Source organism: Flavobacterium nackdongense (assembly GCF_004355225.1).
GTDB lineage: Bacteria > Bacteroidota > Bacteroidia > Flavobacteriales > Flavobacteriaceae > Flavobacterium > Flavobacterium nackdongense.
The window spans coordinates 4,021,038-4,037,727 of the sequence record NZ_CP037933.1 but is presented as its reverse complement, the minus strand read 5'-3'; the positions used below and the strand labels follow the sequence as shown (position 1 = coordinate 4,037,727).

The 16,690-nt window shown below is 35.4% G+C and carries 14 protein-coding genes and 1 pseudogene; 4 read left to right on the top strand and 11 right to left on the bottom strand.

The features are described 5' to 3' along the window. Position 1 precedes the first annotated feature (1 nt). Together E1750_RS17115 and E1750_RS17110 are read right to left on the bottom strand one after the other, a co-directional pair. Complete coding sequence (locus E1750_RS17115) at positions 2-3,124, bottom strand: T9SS type A sorting domain-containing protein (protein ID WP_133277937.1); 3,123 nt, start codon at positions 3,122-3,124, stop codon at positions 2-4. A gap of 900 nt (positions 3,125-4,024) precedes the next feature. Then, the gene (locus tag E1750_RS17110; RefSeq protein WP_133277936.1) at positions 4,025-5,461 is read right to left on the bottom strand and encodes an MFS transporter; all 1,437 of its coding nucleotides are present in this window, start codon (positions 5,459-5,461) and stop codon (positions 4,025-4,027) included. Between the two features lie 624 nt (positions 5,462-6,085). On the opposite strand from E1750_RS17110, the gene E1750_RS17105 reads away from it, so the two are divergent. Further along, on the top strand, positions 6,086-6,802 hold the full coding sequence (locus E1750_RS17105) for a hypothetical protein (RefSeq protein ID WP_133277935.1): 717 nt from the start codon (positions 6,086-6,088) through the stop codon (positions 6,800-6,802). A 506-nt stretch (positions 6,803-7,308) separates the two neighbouring features. Here the strand turns inward: E1750_RS17105 and E1750_RS17100 are convergent. The 5 genes from E1750_RS17100 to E1750_RS17080 all read right to left on the bottom strand — a co-directional run bounded on the left by E1750_RS17100 (position 7,309) and on the right by E1750_RS17080 (position 10,991). Next, the gene (locus E1750_RS17100) at positions 7,309-8,211 is read right to left on the bottom strand and encodes a CPBP family intramembrane glutamic endopeptidase (protein WP_133277934.1); all 903 of its coding nucleotides are present in this window, start codon (positions 8,209-8,211) and stop codon (positions 7,309-7,311) included. Positions 8,212-8,221: 10 nt separating this feature from the next. Beyond that, on the bottom strand, positions 8,222-8,986 hold the full coding sequence (locus tag E1750_RS17095; RefSeq protein WP_133277933.1) for a DUF3667 domain-containing protein: 765 nt from the start codon (positions 8,984-8,986) through the stop codon (positions 8,222-8,224). A 20-nt stretch (positions 8,987-9,006) separates the two neighbouring features. Next, a complete protein-coding gene (locus E1750_RS17090) occupies positions 9,007-9,195 on the bottom strand; it encodes a hypothetical protein (protein ID WP_133277932.1) in 189 nt (62 codons plus the stop codon). A 78-nt stretch (positions 9,196-9,273) separates the two neighbouring features. After that, positions 9,274-9,756 (bottom strand): hypothetical protein, encoded by a 483-nt coding sequence (locus E1750_RS17085; protein WP_133277931.1) that lies wholly within the window; start codon positions 9,754-9,756, stop codon positions 9,274-9,276. A gap of 992 nt (positions 9,757-10,748) precedes the next feature. Further along, positions 10,749-10,991 (bottom strand): hypothetical protein, encoded by a 243-nt coding sequence (locus E1750_RS17080; protein WP_133277930.1) that lies wholly within the window; start codon positions 10,989-10,991, stop codon positions 10,749-10,751. 405 nt (positions 10,992-11,396) lie between these two features. Here E1750_RS17080 and E1750_RS17075 point away from each other — a divergent pair. The 3 genes and pseudogenes from E1750_RS17075 (at position 11,397) to E1750_RS17065 (ending at position 14,474) form a co-directional block, all read left to right on the top strand. Then, positions 11,397-12,560 (top strand): annotated as a pseudogene (locus E1750_RS17075) (IS4 family transposase). Positions 12,561-13,843: 1,283 nt separating this feature from the next. Continuing rightward, a complete protein-coding gene (locus tag E1750_RS17070) occupies positions 13,844-14,266 on the top strand; it encodes a DUF6943 family protein (protein ID WP_133277929.1) in 423 nt (140 codons plus the stop codon). Positions 14,267-14,294: 28 nt separating this feature from the next. Continuing rightward, positions 14,295-14,474: a hypothetical protein gene (locus E1750_RS17065; RefSeq protein ID WP_133277928.1), complete on the top strand. Its 180-nt coding sequence runs from the start codon at positions 14,295-14,297 to the stop codon at positions 14,472-14,474. Positions 14,475-14,560: 86 nt separating this feature from the next. On the opposite strand, the gene E1750_RS17060 is transcribed toward E1750_RS17065, so the two are convergent. From E1750_RS17060 to E1750_RS17045, 4 genes are read right to left on the bottom strand one after another with little or no spacing between them, the layout of a single operon-like run. Next, positions 14,561-14,737 (bottom strand): hypothetical protein, encoded by a 177-nt coding sequence (locus E1750_RS17060; protein ID WP_165698068.1) that lies wholly within the window; start codon positions 14,735-14,737, stop codon positions 14,561-14,563. Then, complete coding sequence (locus E1750_RS17055) at positions 14,730-14,990, bottom strand: hypothetical protein (RefSeq protein ID WP_133277927.1); 261 nt, start codon at positions 14,988-14,990, stop codon at positions 14,730-14,732. The genes E1750_RS17060 and E1750_RS17055 overlap by 8 nt, the downstream gene beginning before the upstream one ends. 35 nt (positions 14,991-15,025) lie before the next feature. Beyond that, positions 15,026-15,448, bottom strand: a complete 423-nt coding sequence (locus tag E1750_RS17050) for a DUF5675 family protein (RefSeq protein WP_133277926.1) — start codon at positions 15,446-15,448, stop codon at positions 15,026-15,028. Between the two features lie 35 nt (positions 15,449-15,483). After that, positions 15,484-16,242, bottom strand: coding sequence for a hypothetical protein (locus E1750_RS17045; protein WP_133277925.1), 759 nt, complete (start codon positions 16,240-16,242; stop codon positions 15,484-15,486). Positions 16,243-16,690: the final 448 nt, after the last annotated feature.

The following is a 16,690-nucleotide window of genomic DNA, read 5'->3' as shown; positions in this document are numbered from 1 at the left end:
ATTATTCTACAATCCATTTCGTTGTTGAGGTTTTACCTTCCGAAGTCAAGCTAACCAAATATACTCCTGCAGTTTTCACATTGGCTACCGTAATTCTTTCTGTAGCACCCGCCTGTAGATCATTTTGAGAATACAATTTTTGTCCCAACAAATTGCTTACGGTTAGCGAAGCTTTAGCATTGCCTTGAGGAATCACAATATTGAATGAATTTGCTTTGGATGGATTAGGATACAAACTAAATCCTGCTGTGGCATTGTCTATTACTTTCAATGTTTTGGCGTAAATCAATTTGAAACGGTTGGCAGCCGAAGTAGCCGTATTTCCCGCATCAACAGTAAAAGCATAATCTACGCTGCCGTCTAGTGGAATCTCCGTAGTTGTTCCTGAGAACGTATCCAACAAATAAGGAGTTGCTGTCAATCCTGTACCTTGTAGTTTCAATGAATAGGATGTTCCTCTGTATTTAGTGATATTCAACGGAATTTCATCAGTAGCAGTTGGCATCGCTCTTTTCTCGATAGCCAATAATTTACCGTTGTTAGAAGTAGCCATACTTTCATCAAAATTGGTCAATTTAGACGCATCATTTTGGTTTACAGCATTGGTTTCACTGGCATCAAAAGCAATTTTCAAAACATCCAATCTGTTTGAAGCTGCATCAAATAAAGTTAAATCAAGTCCTGATTGCACTGAATTTTTCACCTTGAATATGTTGGTTTGCGCCGAGGCCTCTGTTTTATTTGCCTCTGTAAAAGTTAGTGACGCTGGACCTGCAGCTAGAGTTTGAACAAAACAAGCCTGTCCTGGTTGTAAATTTTTGCTAATTTCTGCGGTTGCAGCAGCAGTAACATCTACAGTAAGATAGCCCCCTTTGGTTCCCAAAGCGGGATCGACTACATAATAGAATCCGTTGTTTAGATTTGTTGCACTAGCTAATACTGCTTGCATATCAACTTGTGCTTGATACGGATTTCCCACAGCACTAAATCCGTTCGCAGTTTCATTTAAACCATTAACAGTAACATTTCCTGTAGTTAAAACACCGGTTGCACTCAAAGTTGTGGCATCACTAGCTATTGTTACCGGTGGAACTTCTGCAACAACGGTTAGAGAGGCAGTTCTACTTCCTCGGATATAAATAAGATAAGGAACTCCCGCAGTAAGAACTGTTGCATTTGTATTGCCAACTGCTACCCAAGCAGGAGTCGTATTGTTATGTATAAACATCGACGAACCATTACTAGTTGTTACATCAAAACCATTGGTAGCTCCGCCAGTACCTGTAATATGAGTTCCTAACTGCCAGTTGGCATCGATAAAAGTACTAGTAGTCACAGCTGGACTCAATAAGCGATAGGCTCTTTGACTTGCAGGAATATTACGTTCTACAGTTACATTACCAGTAATAGAGCCTAAAACAGGAGCTACCACTGCAGTTTTTGTAGCGGTTGATTTTAGGATTAAACCATCACCAGTAGCTAAACTACTTCCTGAACCAATAGTTAAAGATGTTGTAACATTTTTTATTCCTGCTCCAAAAGTTACTGCACTAGAATTGTCAATAAATAATTTTCCAAAAGTAGGAACCAAACTAAATGTGAAAGTGGCTGATTTCTGAAAATGCACTTCTGAGTTTGTATTTAAAGAACCGAAAGAAGGAGTTGTTGCATCTTGCCATAAAACACTGTTCGATCCAGTACTTGCAGCAGTTACATCGATAGTTCCTATAATTGGAAAAGTATCTGCGACAGTTAATGTAACTGCTGCCGCTGTTGATTTTCCAAAAATAACTTTGGAGCCGACTCCTGAAACGGTCCAAGATGCATCTGTTGCAACAGATGTTGATATTCTATAGGTAATTCCATCCGCTGTGAAATTGATTGGGGCCGCACCTGAACCATCTTCTTTTGAAGACCAGCTAGCTAAACTCGCTAAAGAACCGACACCTTTATAATAATAAGTTGTTGGATAAGTATAGGAAAAAATAATACTGTCAATTTCTATAGTCCCTGCATCTGAAGGTTTTCCACTATTTGTTGAATTTGCAAATCTTATTTTAAAAGAGGTAACCGAACCTGTCCAACCTGCATTTGCTGTCAGATCGATAACATAAGTTTGATATCCAGCATCGCTAGTGGTTATTGTCGTAACATTTCCAGTTGTAGCTCCAGCGATTATTGCCAATTCGTTTGTGGTGGCAGAATTATTTTTTAAAACTAGCGTTACTTTATTATAATTTGCCGAAGGTATAGGAAAATTAAGTAAACTAAACCTAGCAAATTGATTTGCTGTAGGTGTCAAAGTAGCAATGCCTCCAGAAACGGAAGCTGTTAGTTGAGCAGCATCTGGTGCCCAACCTTCTAAATCAGTACCTAAGTTATAATTAAAGGCATAATTAAAGGCTGGATCAACAATAAAATTTGCAGTTACCGTCTTATTAGTAGTACCATCTAAAGGTACACTTTCTGGGTTTGTAGTTCCCGTAAGATCTCCAGACCAGGTACTAAACAACCAATGTGTTTTTTGTATAGCATTTACTGTAACAGAACCAGCAGTATAAGAAGGTTGGTCTGGGCTTTTAGTTACCGTACCTCCACCAATTACATTTGTAGTTAAAATAGATCCTGCAGGAGGGACATAAGTAAATGAAACATCATCTATATAGAGAGTTTTTGAACCAATTCTGTCTAGTATTCTTAGTGTCATATTTGTTCCTCCAACAACAGTAACTGTTCGCGTTACAAGTTCGAAGTTACTTGTAAGCAAAGTATAATCTGTACCAACAGAAGCAGATCCTTGAAAAATATCTAATCTTACTTTATCTCCCGCTGTACCTTTAATGTAAGCAGAAAAGATGTAATTTCCAGCTATTGTAGGTGTGAATGTTGGTGATTTTGCACCAGCTGTTATAGCTGTGGTTACAGTCTTTAATGAGCCAGAAGCATTATTAAAAACAGTCCCATCCCAGCTAACTGCAGAAGACCCTTGAACGACCCAACTTTGAATATCTGTTGGAAAATTCCATGGTCCTTGCGCGAATCCCACATTAGCACACAGCAGCATCAAGCACAAGCTGTACAAGAAGGTGGTTCGTTTTTTCCGATTGTGTAATCGTTTTTTCATAATAATTGTTTTTTGGTTAATAAAATATTGAATTAGTAATTAATAATAGTATTCTCTTTTGGTTTGTGTTTTTGGTTCAGGGGCAGTTTAAAATCTATAAAATAATCTGCCTTCTGCCTTGTACCCTTTATGCTATTATCACAATCAGGACCTCTTTTATCCCCACTATTCTTTATAGTTTTAGGGTAAAAAAATACGATTCTGTTTTTCGAGTCCAAATCAGTAAACAAATCGTTTTTATGATTTTAAGAACTTTAGGCTAATAAATAAACCATATCACTAAAATTATAATGCCAAAATTAGCGTTACTACAATTGTATCGGGTTTCATAATAATCATAAAGAGTATAATTTAAGTCCAATTAAAAAATTCCTCTTTTTCTTTTTTTAAACCCAGAATCCGCGTTAAACTCCGTGAGTAAGCCGTATTGTTAGCAATACCGAAAGCCTCACGGACTATTTTTGAAGATATAATTCAATGGTATGTGGAATTGAAAAATTGAAGAATCAAACGAAGCCTATCTTGACCTCCATAAAATAACTCGTTAGGTGTAAATTATTTTTGATGAAGGTTATTGTTAATTATACCCACCTGCTTAAAATAGCCATTTGAACTAGGTCCTGAATTTTACAAATTGCAAGGCAACCTAAATCGAAATCCTGCATAAAAAATGGTTTTACTAGAAATGTTGTGAAGTTTTTTTACCACATAGTTTTTAGTATGGTTCCGATAGCTAGCAGAATGTAGATTTCATTTATAGAAAGCATTGCTTTTGCATACTATTCATTGCACTATGGCAAAAAGAATTTTCTAGGTCAATCTTTTCAACAATTTCGACCACTTTTCTATGTGGTTTAAATTAATTTCAAATTTATTCAAAACCCGGTAGAACCTAAAAAATTAGTGTCCTCCACTAATTTTGGTATCAAAATCAATCCCTTGATTTCTTAGAATACCACTCACTTTCCAAGCATAAAATGCCAAATAAGCAAAACATATTACCCCGACAATATAACTATTCTGGATTCCTATGCTATCCGAAACAAAACCTTGCAACCAACTTACAATTCCACCACCCATAATCATCATAATCAAAAAACTACTACCTTGACTGGTATGTTTTCCTAATCCACTTACCGCCAAAGTAAAGATACAAGGCCAAAGCGTGCTGCAAAATAATCCAACACTTGTAAAAGCATAAACACTTACCATTCCGCTTGTTGCCATTCCTATAAATAAGGCTACAATTCCCAATGAAGCAAAAATCAGTAACATTCTGGCAGGATTCCCTTTACTAGCCATATCGGCAGCAATTAACACCAAAATAATCAATCCATATACGTAGAAAGGAGTCAAGTCGTGTTTTGCAATGGCATTAACAAGCAAGAAAATACCAAAAGCCAAATACGGTGCCAAGAAACGCAGAATTTTTTGAGTGGTCATATTATCGGTAAAAGCTTCGACAGCTCCAGTCCAACGACCAATCATTAAACTTGCCCAATACAAGGAGATATAAGGAGCAATATCACCGATGGCAAAACCCAATTTGGTTTCCATATAAGCCGGTAAGTTGCTTGCCGTAGAAACTTCGACACCTACATACAGAAAAATGCCAATCATCCCCATAACCAATTGAGGATATTGTAAAGCAGAGCTTTTTGCTGTAGCTGCTTCTTCTGAAGATTCTTCTATGGTTTGAGGATGTTCTGGCAAAGAAGAAAATTTCAACAATACAGCAACTAACAAAAAAGCCAATCCTAAAATTAAATATGGAATTTTTACACTTTCGATACTCATATTCGTGTTTCCGGTAGCAGCAGCTCCAAAAATGGCAAAACTTACAATTAGAGGACCAATAGTAGTTCCAAAATTGTTGATTCCTCCAGCCAACGTCAATCGTTGCGAACCTGTTTTTATTGGCCCCAAAGCAATCGCTAGTGGATTGGCAACCGTTTGTTGTAACGAAAATCCTAACCCAACAGTGAATAATCCAGCCAACATCAACGGATAAGAACCTGTATTGGCAGCTGGATAAAATAATAAAGTTCCAAGAGCAGAAATTACTAATCCTAATGCCAAACCGTTCTTATAGCCTATTTTGTTGACTAAATCTTGTTTCATCAATAAAGAAACTCCCATATATATCAAGGAACCCACGGTATAAGAAATGTAAAAAGCGATGGAAACGAACTGGCTTTGACCTTGTGTCAAATCAAAGGCTTTTTTGAAAACGGGGATTAAAATGTCGTTACTCGCGGCAACAAATCCCCAAAAGAAGAATACGGTTACTAGGGGAATAAATTGTCCCCAATTGGTTTTTGAACTTTCTGAAGTCATAATTGCAAAATGGTTAATGGTTTAATAAAATAAGTTGGATGGAATAGAGCTCAAAAGATGTTTTAATGGCTAAGAAAATTGTAGTTCATAAATGGTAGCATCAAAATAGCTGTGACAAAATTATCCATATCGAGTACTCAATGGGTTTCAAAATAATCACAATAGGTATGATTTAAAACATATTGCTAGTAACCCAAGTTCGATTAGTAGCTTTTAATTAGATCGTTTATGGAAAAATAGGACTTTCAAAATTTTTAGTAGGAGTCTTAATGACTAAGACCTAGTGGGTACAAATTAATTTCAAGGCTAGTTTTTCACATAAGTCAGAAAACAAAAAATATAAATCCATCAAGGCTACTTATTAAAAAATAAAATCCGCAATACCATCCAAAGCAACCCTTAACAATTCTATATCAACCAAACCCTTAAAAAAAAACCGCTCCAGCGCCTGAAACGGTTCAGGTGGCTAGCTTATCCAATAATGTAAACGTAAAATTTCGTTGACTGCTTATTTATAATATGGTATTAAACAAAGTTAAACATTGTGTTAATTTTTTATTTAAGATAAATATAATTTTAGTTTTTTTTATAAATTTGAGTTAATAACCGTTAAAACAACTTATTATGAAAAAATGTTTAAAAAGAATGGGCTTATTTGTAGCAATTCTGGCGTTGTTTCCAGTTGCCACCTCAGCTCAAATTATTACAAAAAAAGTTTCCTTCCCAACGGGTAAATCATCAACAGTAATCAATGGTACTATCGTTGGTGAACAAACTATTGATTACACAGTAGGAGCCAATGCAGGCCAAACTTTAAAAGTAACCTTAAAACCAACCTCTAAAAGCAGTTATTTTAATGTGCTTCCGCCTGGATCTGAAGGGGCAGCTGATTTCATCGGGCAAAATGAGGGCAACACTTGCAGTCTTAATTTGACTAAAAGTGGTACCTATAAAATCAGAGTGTATCAAATGAGAAGCTCTGCCAGACGCGGTGAAAAAGCAACCTATAGTTTAAGTATCAGTATTCCTGCGAGCAGCAACAGTGGTGACGCTAAAGTTTCAGGAACCAATTATAATGCAACAGGCGATTTAAGAGCTGCAAACGGTTCTAAACCTACCTCGGCTAAATTTGGAGTTATTCGCTCTAATGGCGGTGCAGAAGTACACGCTACTATGCCTGGTAAAAGCAAACGAGTATTTGTGTTTTCGCAAGGAGAATGGACTTGCAAATCAACCAACTGTAAATTATCTTTTGCAAAAATCAGCTCAGATGAGTGGGAAATTATCTGCAATGGAACTGAAAAATATTATATTCCAGATGCTGTAATTTACGGTGGATAGTAGGTTGTAAAACATTCTTAAGTTCAACTTACGAATTCATAAAAAAGACCGATACAAAAATTTTGTATCGGTCTTTTTTTTTGGTTTTACTGGAAATGTTGTGAATTTTTTTTACCACATAGTTTCTATTTTTAGAAAGCTATGCTTTTGCATAGTATTCACAGCACTATGTGCAAAAAGAATTTTCTATGTCAATCTTTTTTAACAATTTCGACTACTTTTCTCCTATGTGGTTTAATTTTTTATAATCCATTAATTGAAATTTTGGTTCTACCGAAAATGTTGTGAACATTCATTTTATTTCAAATCATTAAGAACATTAAGTTAGCTTCGCTAGTTTCATTAAGCATACTCAAAACCTTAATTTTCTCAAACCCTTAATGGTTTCAAGAGAAAAGGAACATTGTTTATTATAAACTAACTAAATTGCATAATTTGGTATTAGTTAAGGATAGTCAAATATTATTATTTATACACAAAAAGGCTGCGATTTGATTTCTCCCAAATCAATCTTTTTTGACTAACATCGTCCAAATGGAACGTGATGGATAGCGGTTTTTATACACGATTTCTAAAAAAATTACTAAGAGTATTATTTCGATTGTACTGAATACAATCAAACGATTCACACTTGCTATTTCAGCGGCAAAAGGAGCAATCGAGGTCACTGCATCGCCTTTCGAAGCCACAAACAATGCCAAAAAGGAATTATTGCCAAAATGAAGACCCCAAGCAAAAAATAAAGAACCCGTGCGCCAAGCAGCATAAGCAAAAGCACTTGCGTGCAAAAAATACGGAACTCCTGCCATAAAAGTATCGCCCCAAGCTTTGACGTTGCCAATATGCAACTGACCAAAAAGAAGCGCTTGAAGCCCAATTACTACCGGCAAAAAAGGAATTATTCTGTAGGTAGCTTGCATCAAATAACCTCTGAAGTAGAGTTCTTCACAAGAAGTTTGTATCAAATAACCTACAATGGTTATCATCAAAATAGGAATCTCATTTCCTAAATTTTCTTTAAAACCAATGTAAGAAACTACCTTTTCCGGCATAACGATTACAATTAAAACAATAAAAGTAGCCGAAATTAACCATTGAAATAAAACGCCAAGGCCAAAATCCTTCCAAAGCATTTTTTTAGAGGGACCATAAATACTGAAATAAGGTCTTCCGAAAACGAGCCAACCAAAAAACAGTAAAAAAAATAGTGGAAAAATAAAAGAATACAAAACACCGATTGTGGATAAAGGGTCTATGTTCAAATATTGATAAATAATCATCGAAGGAATGCTTCCCAGCTGTAGAAACAAATACCCTAAAACCACCATAAACAAATAGATCAATACCGAATGTCTACCTAGTTTTGACCAATCTAAATAATGTGCTACTTCTTTTATGGAATCTTTCATTTGCTATTTTTTAAAATATTTTTTGACCTGTAATGGCAAATTCAATTAGCCAATAAATAAACATAAAAATGGTTGAAAACAGCATCCCCAACAGCACGGACAATGCGGTTCTTGAAAAAATACTCAGCTTACTATAGATTTTGTTATCATAAAAGAATTGGTATAAAAACCACACAGAATAACCAAAAACAACGTAGCCAAAAAGATCATTTACTATCTTTAAGAAGGTTAAATTTGAAGTTAGTATAGAAAGCAAAGTCACGATTTTAGTAATAACCAAAACTGCCGATGCTTTATAGACATTCATAATTAAATGCTCCGAAAAATTGAATTTACTTTTCTTAAAAAATAGAAAGGTAAAAACTGAAACCACTGGTATTGTTATAAAAATAAAGGTTTTAGGATTGTCACGAACAAATTCGTAATATTTACTTATTGCCTTAGCACTATCATCATCATTTGTATTTAAAACAGCTTCAGTTACCTTGGCATATTTGTCCAAAAATATTCCAGCAGCCGACAGCAACAAATACAAACTCATATAGTTCATATGATTTACTCGCTTTCCTTCGATATATTCTCGAACAGAAAAACCAGGTCTAGTGGCCAATTCTTTTAAGGTAAAAAAGAGGTCATTTTTGAAAAAGGAATAAAATTTATTGGCAATATCGGTTTTGAAAATGTGCTTAAAAGAAAAACGCGTGGTACTAGTTTTTTGTCCACAATTATAGCAATAAGAACCCGTAGTTTCGGAATTACAATTCAAACAATTCATAAGTGATACTTTTTTAATTATTATTTTTTTCTAAAAATTTGAACTACCGATATGAGTATAAAAATGAGGAGTATTGGGTAAATTAAAGCGAGATCGGCTCTGATGACAGCTGTTTTCTCGGTGGTAGCCCAATATTGAACCACAATTTCCCAAATTAGGTACATTACCAATAATACGACTGTAATCTTCTGTACTGTAGTTAGTTTCATTTGTTTTATAATTAAAGTTAACGATGAAATTATATAAATATTCTAATTAATACTGCTATCTCCGGGAAAAACGACGATTTACTTACACAATGCAGTGGTCCAATTTTCATTATTGGGATTTCTCCAACATTTGTAAGCTTCTTTGATCGAAATTATTTTTTTTCCATTACTGGCATTTTCCAAAACCATTACCACTTTTTGTGCTTTGAGCGCATCGTCCATTAGGCCTTCTTCTATCAAAGTAAGTTGTTTTTTGTTGGCATCAATTTCTTTTGTCTCAATTTCATAACTGTAATTGCCCTCGGCATAAATGTCTTTGGGTTTGTACAACCCCATAATTTCGGATTCCGTTTTGATGTTTTCTTCAATGATTTCTCGATTGAGTCGAGTGACTACAGAATCAGCAACGACTTTGAAATTTTCATCCTGGCTTGCTAAATTTTCCTTAATTTCAGTTGGAGCTTCCTTATTTTCTAGAGGTTGAGTACTGTCTTGTTTGTCTTTGCAAGAACCCAAAAAAAGCAACAATAGAACGGTAATTTTCAAACTGTTTTGCATCATAATACCTTATTTATTACATTATAATTAAAAGCTATTTGGTCTATTTATTCTAATTTACTTAAAGTGTATTTTATGTGTAGTTTTTTTTTAGCCCTAGAATATTCTAAAAATATAGTTTGGTACTACTGCAACTTAATAAAACCGATTGCTAATATAAAAAAATATTCATAAACGGCATTGAAAACCAGTGATTTCTATTGAAAACCCTAACCAGAATTACTCTACTGATAATTAATCCGGTTCATTATTGGTAAAAGTTAGTCCGATACTAAATACAAAATGATAAAAATGATTAAGCATTATTAGATTTTGATAAAAATCAGAATGATAAAAAAAGAAGCCGTCCTCAATGGAACGGCTTCTTCGTATTTTATCAATCTCGAGAGATCTGAAGTTGAATCAATTTTCCTTCGCTATGGAATCTATGAATAATAGTGCTGCCGCTTCCTTTCTGGCTATTGCAATATTATGAAATTCGCAAACGCAACAACTTAATCACATCCTACTCGTGTACTTGACTTTATAAAGATTCTTTTGAAAAACAAGACCATTTTAGTTTTTTCTTCGAAAAATTCTGTCTCATTTTTTTTAATAAATCCAATGGATTACTCTTAAATACTTATCAATAATTTACAATTGGATGTATTGATAAAATTAAATCTTTTCCTTAAGAAAGTACAAGGGCACAATAAAAACACTATTAGTAGTCATTCAAAATAGACCTTGAAGCGCAACAAAATAAAATGTTAAAAAAAACTCCATTTATTTTATAAATCATTGGAAATTAATTAAGTTAATGGGGTTTTAGTTATGAAAAGGAACTGAAATAAAAAAGTTACCACTTAACCCATTGGGTGTAATTAATATACTTTTAATTAATCGATTGAATAAAAAATTAACCACATTGTTCCGATCGCTATGTGAAGTAAGTGGTTAAAAAACTTTACAAATTGAATGCCACCCAGAGGTTTAAGTTGTTGCTATTCAATATTTTATTCAAAAAAATTCAATGGTAGCGCCCGCGAAGGGAGAAGGGCAATTACTTTTCCAATAACGACCATATCTTTTTTCGTTCGGTGGTAAAAAGGACGTTTTACACTTTGATTGGCACTCCTGGCCAACGCTCCTAAAAAAATTGCTGTCACGGTTTTTGCCCAAAAACACGTACACTGCGTGACTCGCGCCAGCAATTTTTTCCCCAAAGCTGTTTTACATAATTGAGTATTATAGTTCATCACAAAGCGTTTTTATTGTTTTTTGGTTTTTGCAATGAAGCTATAATATCAATTATGTAAAACAGCCGCACGGCCAACGCTCCGGTGGTTTGCTCCAGGACAGCTTTTTGAGCAACTCAAAAAAATAATCCAATCTTCAAGCATTCGTTGTGAGCTGCTCAAAAAGCCGCCCTTCACAAACCACTACTATTCCCCCCGATGAATGCATATCTTAATGTAACGATGTTCTCTCGCTGTTTACTTATAATGGTCTTAGCAACTTTGTCGTTATATAGGAAGTCACTAGTGTCCACTATAGATTAAAAAAAGTTCTTTGAAATTATTGTAAATCTGTATTTTAAGTATCATTTTAGAGCGTGACGATTTGAAATGAATCTATTATGTTCGTAAATTAACTTTACGAATATGAATCACGGAAAATATGTCTTTTCTCAATTAGTTGAATTTCTGCCCCAACGTGTTTTTGATAGATTTGTAACAAAGTATGATGGTAACAAAAAGGTTAGACATTTTACTTGTTGGAACCAACTTTTATGTATGATTTTTGGTCAATTATCTTCTCGGGATAGCTTGAGAGATTTGATAATTGTTATTGAAGCACATCAATCAAAATCGTATCATTTAGGTTTTGGAAAAAATGTAACTCGAAGTAACTTAGCCAAGGCAAATGAGAATCGCAATTATAAAATATTCGAAGACTTTGCTAATCATTTAATATTGATTGCTCAAGAAAAAAACAGCAATGATAGTTTTGAGATAAAAGGCAATATTTATGCTTTTGATTCTTCAACAATTGATTTGTGTTTGAGTGTGTTTTGGTGGGCTCATTTTAGAACAACCAAGGCAGGAATAAAACTTCACACACTTTTTGATATTAATACACAAATCCCCGTATTTATTCACATCACCGAGGCAAACGTTCACGATGTTAATGCAATGGACTTAATCAATTACGAACGTTTTGCTTATTATATTTTTGACCGTGCTTATGTTGATTACTTAAGACTTTATCGAATTACAAAATCTTCTGCATATTTTGTTGTTAGAACAAAATCAAATTTAAAATTTAAAAGAATGTATTCCAAGAAGACCGATAAATCCTCAGGAGTTATTTATGACCAAACAGGAAAAATAGATGGCTTTTATACTTCCAAAGATTATCCTTAAAAGATAAGAAAAGTCAAGTTCTTTGATGATGAAAACAAAAAAATGCTAATCTTTTTGACGAACAATTTTGATTTATCAGCCCAACAAATCGCCTTACTTTATAAACAGCGTTGGCAGATTGAATTATTCTTCAAATGGATTAAACAACATTTGAAAGTTAAGACCTTTTGGGGAACAACAGAAAATGCTGTTCGCATACAAATTAACATCGCAATAATAACTTATTGCTTGGTATCAATCATTGCGAAAGATTTAAAAATCAATCGTTCAATCTACGAAATTCTACAAATTTTATCAGCATCATTACTCGATAAAACACCTGTAAATGAATTACTTATGAAATCAGATTACAATAATGTCAATGAACATATTACTAACCAGCTGGTTTTCAACTTATTTTAAGTGGACACTAGTGATAGGAAGTATTTGCATTGATTTTGTAAGTAGCAAAAATGGCTTTGGAGTGCTGTTGATTTGCCTATGGTAAAACCCATTTTTGCTACCCACAAAATCAAAAAGCCAGCAAGAGTATCGTTTTTTTATTTGCCATAAAATCCCCACTAATTGCTTTTCCTGAAAAAGCAGTTGCCACGCCGTTTAATAGGACAATTTTCTGCAAACTGTTCAACTGCAAACTGAACACTTCTTCAGGCACCAGCTTTTCCAAAAAAGCAATCAGAAAACCCCAATAAACAAATAAAAAAAACAATACCCTTGCCTGCGCTACTGCCCCATCGCACTAGGTAAGATAATGCATTGTTTTTGTGAGTGCAGCCCATTACCACCACGTGGATTGATAAATTTAAAATTCCAATAAAGTAATGACCTGCACCCACAAAATCAAATCTAGGAAAGAGTATAAATTTTTAAAACAGAAAAAGATTTGGAATGGCAGTTATAGTGTTTTTCAGTTTTAAAAATTCATACCCTTTCCACAACTATCCGACTAAAAAAAACACTCTTGAATAGGAAAAACATAGGAAGTATTTTCATTGTTTTTGTGAGTGCAGACCATCACTATCACGTTGCTTCCTAAACTTCACTTCCAATAAAGCAATGTCCTGCACCCACAAAATCAAACGAACAGCAAGAGTATCGTTTTTTCATTTGCCACAAAATCCCCACTAATTGCATTTGCGAAAAAGCGGATGCCAAAACGTTCTATAATACGATTTTCTGCAAACTAAACAACTGCAAACTGAACACTACTTCTGGCATCCACTTTTTCACAAACACAATCAGAAACACCCCAGTAAGCAAATAAAAAAAACATTACACTTGCCAATACCACCCGACCTTGAAACAACTTTTTGAATAGAATAAAAAAGAATTTTTGTTAACGAAAGAAAAATAAAAAAAATAAAAAAAAAGAAAGTAAAGGTAAGCTCCAGTTTCAAGAAAGTAAAGTTCGAGCCTCCTGTTTTTATAAAAAAATCTCCACCCTCATCATTTCACAACAGCTTTTGATTATAGAATCGCTCCTCCGTTACAGCAGACGCGTGGGGTAGTATTTTTTTATAAAAAAACTTGACTTTCTTGAAACCTCCGCTTGGGAGATCACTTTCTTTTTTTTCCTTTTTTTTCTTTGAAAAAATTTTATGGTGCGAAGCGCAGCGAAGCAAACCAGTAGTGCAAAGGAAAATTAGCTAAAAATGGAAAAGCCAATCAATTTTAAATCCTAAGCTATGACCAATTTTATCATCAAAACCCACCGAAAAGACACCCTGTACACCAAACCCCATTTATTCATCCTTAACAAAGGGATGAACAGCGGCAAGCCCCAAAAAGAGCCATTTACGAACAGTTTTGTCATCATTTTTTCAAACGAGGAGGACCTTGAAAACATCTTTCTGATCGCTTACAGCTTGTGGCAAACCAAATTTTGGCACCCATTTTTAATCGGTTCCGTGATTCCCTTTTTACGCCTCCCGGACTTCATCAAAGAATTCAACCCCCAATCCAGTCTGATGATGGTCGAACACGAGCAGCACCTTAAAAATGTGGCAGCCCTCAAACTGCTGGAGCAAAAAGAAAACCAACGCAGGGAAGAATTAATGCTTATAAACGACCTCCGCAAGGCTATTTTATACCGCTATTGCAGGAAATAATTTCTTTTTTAACCTAATCACGTCAACTATGAAACTGTTTATCCTTTACCAAACCGACATCTGGAAAACCAAAATCTCCAGAGTCTTTTACGGAATCTTCGACAGCCGCCCAAAAGCCCTGGATTGTGCCAAATACAATGGATTATATTCCAGAAATGCAAAAGTGGTTATTGAGGAAGTGACTTTGAATATTTTCGAAGAAATCTAAAACGAAAAAAGCCCAAACCGCACGGTTTGGGCTCATTTTGTCTAATCCAAAGGTCACCACTCCCGAAACTTCGGGATAGAATTAGACTATTTTTTGTGCTTCTTGATGAGGTATTTGAGTAGCATTGATATTACAAAACTGACAATCGCTCCAAGAGCAGCTAATAGCATCGTTTTTAAAACATCTTCCGAATGTAAATTCGGCAATACACTCAAAAAAGTACCTCCGGCTGTCCCCATTAGAGTATGATTACCGTTAGTCATCTTCTTTGGTTATTCCCTCTTCGGGAATCTGTCCCGATTTTTCGGGAGTTTCCGGATTGGTGGTCAGCTGGCTCACCGCCGAGACCACTCCACCCGCAACAGCCAGATAACCGCCAACAGTTGTCAAAACAACTGGCAAAGCTACTGGCGCAGCCAGAATCGTTCCGCCAATGGCAGCCATAGCCAATCCAATATTTCGAAGCACTTTAAAAAATTTAGGCGTGGGAGCTTTCACTCGTTTTATAATAGTCATCTTTTCTCTTTTTTTCATTCCCGCGAAAGCGGGAATCATTCCTCTCTGTCATTCCCTCGAAGGAGCGAATCTACAATCAATTCCACACTTTCTTGTCTGTCCAACACTTTATAAACCAAGCCTTTCAGCTTGGTAAAAGCTTTTCGAGACATCAGACCCAATCCGGGCCCAGAAAGTTTTGTTACTGGAGCAATACATCCATTCAATTCTCTTAGTGCATTATTGGCTGGGTGAAACAGAATCAAACTTCTGTTTTTTACATCTACTATTTCCAAATGCCATTGGAACTTCTTGCTGTACCGCTTTCTGATAAAATATTTCCCCTCCGGAATACAGGAAACCTTCGTTTCGTTATTCTTCCAAGGCAATTCAATCGTGTTACAGATGAATTTGCCCTCGCATTCGAGTTTACCATTGCACCCTTCAGGGAAATAAGTTCTAGTTAAAAATAGGATCATTACTGAACACTAAAAACTGATCACTGATGACTTTCTTAAACTCCGCCATCCACTTGCACCAACGCCAATGGATTGTAAGCACCATTTTTCAACGGGTACATTTGACCGTTCACTTCTTGGTAAAACTCAATTCCCAAAGCCATAAACAAAGGCTTTGTGCTTGCTGGAGTAACAGTATTCACCTGATTGATGGGTACTGTATCCACTGCATCCCAAGGAAGAATGTCACTTTGTGAATGAGCTTCAACGAAAGTTTCATTCTCAAAATCAATCTCTGCTCCCGCAGATATGATTTTGTAATGCGTGGTTCCAGATGGAGCCGCAATCATATTGATCGGAACAAACGAATCCAAATCAACAGTGATATCACCAGATACTCGGTCAATTCCCGCCACAAATGGCGCAAATAAACTGGTGCCCAGTTTCCCTCTGATATTGAATTCAAAGCCAGCTAACAATTCAGCTTCGCCATCAATCACATTTCGTAATCCTCGAACGCTAGTAACGTCAGCTTGAATTACTTTAACCATTTGTTGAGTCAAGCGGCTCACCATTCTACCGTCAGCAGAATTCAAGAGTAAACCTCTCAAAGCCGTTCTCAAAATCTTGCCAGCGTTCCCTGCTCTTCCAAACTCAGACCCATTCTCACGAGTTCTCTGAAACGCAGGATCATTTTTGATTCTGCTGGCGTCGATGCCTCCTTTTTCGCGAGCCAAATGCCCGTCCTGGGTTTTGTAAAAGGTAATATCCCCGATAGTACCTTTCAACTTAATTATGCCTTTTTGCCTTGCCATAATTCCTAAAATTTAAATTATTAAATCATTTTCTCTCCCTCATTCCGACTCTTCGTTGCAACTAAACCTCGTATGATTTGAACACAAAGTTTAACCGATTTAACAGAATAAAAAAGCGTGCACAGTTCCATATGTCTGAAAACGACCCAAATGACTTAAATCGACACAAATGCGCATAAAAAAACACCCCAGAGAGGTGTAACTTGCATTTATAAATTGTAATCTAAAAACAGTTATATTTGTATATCCACGGTAGGATTAATTTATTAATTTGTATAGTTATTTTAGGATCAGGCCTCTGGCACTTTAGTGCTAGTCAAAGCCTAGTCAAAGGCATAGATAGTGTATGAAAAATGAAAAACAGAGGGTTTGCATTTACCCGAAGGACATACAGCGCATCACAGGCAAAAGTTACCGCCAAAGTACCAGATTAATGCAAAAGGTGAAA

What these genes read in the sequence shown, in the direction of transcription:
- E1750_RS17070 (WP_133277929.1), top strand. Translation starts at nt 13,844, where the DNA reads ATGACCAATTTTATCATCAAAACCCACCGAAAAGACACCCTGTACACC.
- E1750_RS17085 (WP_133277931.1), bottom strand. Translation starts at nt 9,756, where the DNA reads ATGATGCAAAACAGTTTGAAAATTACCGTTCTATTGTTGCTTTTTTTG.
- E1750_RS17095 (WP_133277933.1), bottom strand. Translation starts at nt 8,986, where the DNA reads ATGAATTGTTTGAATTGTAATTCCGAAACTACGGGTTCTTATTGCTAT.
- E1750_RS17055 (WP_133277927.1), bottom strand. Translation starts at nt 14,990, where the DNA reads ATGACTATTATAAAACGAGTGAAAGCTCCCACGCCTAAATTTTTTAAA.
- E1750_RS17090 (WP_133277932.1), bottom strand. Translation starts at nt 9,195, where the DNA reads ATGAAACTAACTACAGTACAGAAGATTACAGTCGTATTATTGGTAATG.
- E1750_RS17050 (WP_133277926.1), bottom strand. Translation starts at nt 15,448, where the DNA reads ATGATCCTATTTTTAACTAGAACTTATTTCCCTGAAGGGTGCAATGGT.
- E1750_RS17065 (WP_133277928.1), top strand. Translation starts at nt 14,295, where the DNA reads ATGAAACTGTTTATCCTTTACCAAACCGACATCTGGAAAACCAAAATC.
- E1750_RS17080 (WP_133277930.1), bottom strand. Translation starts at nt 10,991, where the DNA reads ATGAACTATAATACTCAATTATGTAAAACAGCTTTGGGGAAAAAATTG.
- E1750_RS17045 (WP_133277925.1), bottom strand. Translation starts at nt 16,242, where the DNA reads ATGGCAAGGCAAAAAGGCATAATTAAGTTGAAAGGTACTATCGGGGAT.
- E1750_RS17105 (WP_133277935.1), top strand. Translation starts at nt 6,086, where the DNA reads ATGAAAAAATGTTTAAAAAGAATGGGCTTATTTGTAGCAATTCTGGCG.
- E1750_RS17110 (WP_133277936.1), bottom strand. Translation starts at nt 5,461, where the DNA reads ATGACTTCAGAAAGTTCAAAAACCAATTGGGGACAATTTATTCCCCTA.
- E1750_RS17060 (WP_165698068.1), bottom strand. Translation starts at nt 14,737, where the DNA reads ATGACTAACGGTAATCATACTCTAATGGGGACAGCCGGAGGTACTTTT.
- E1750_RS17100 (WP_133277934.1), bottom strand. Translation starts at nt 8,211, where the DNA reads ATGAAAGATTCCATAAAAGAAGTAGCACATTATTTAGATTGGTCAAAA.
- E1750_RS17115 (WP_133277937.1), bottom strand. Translation starts at nt 3,124, where the DNA reads ATGAAAAAACGATTACACAATCGGAAAAAACGAACCACCTTCTTGTAC.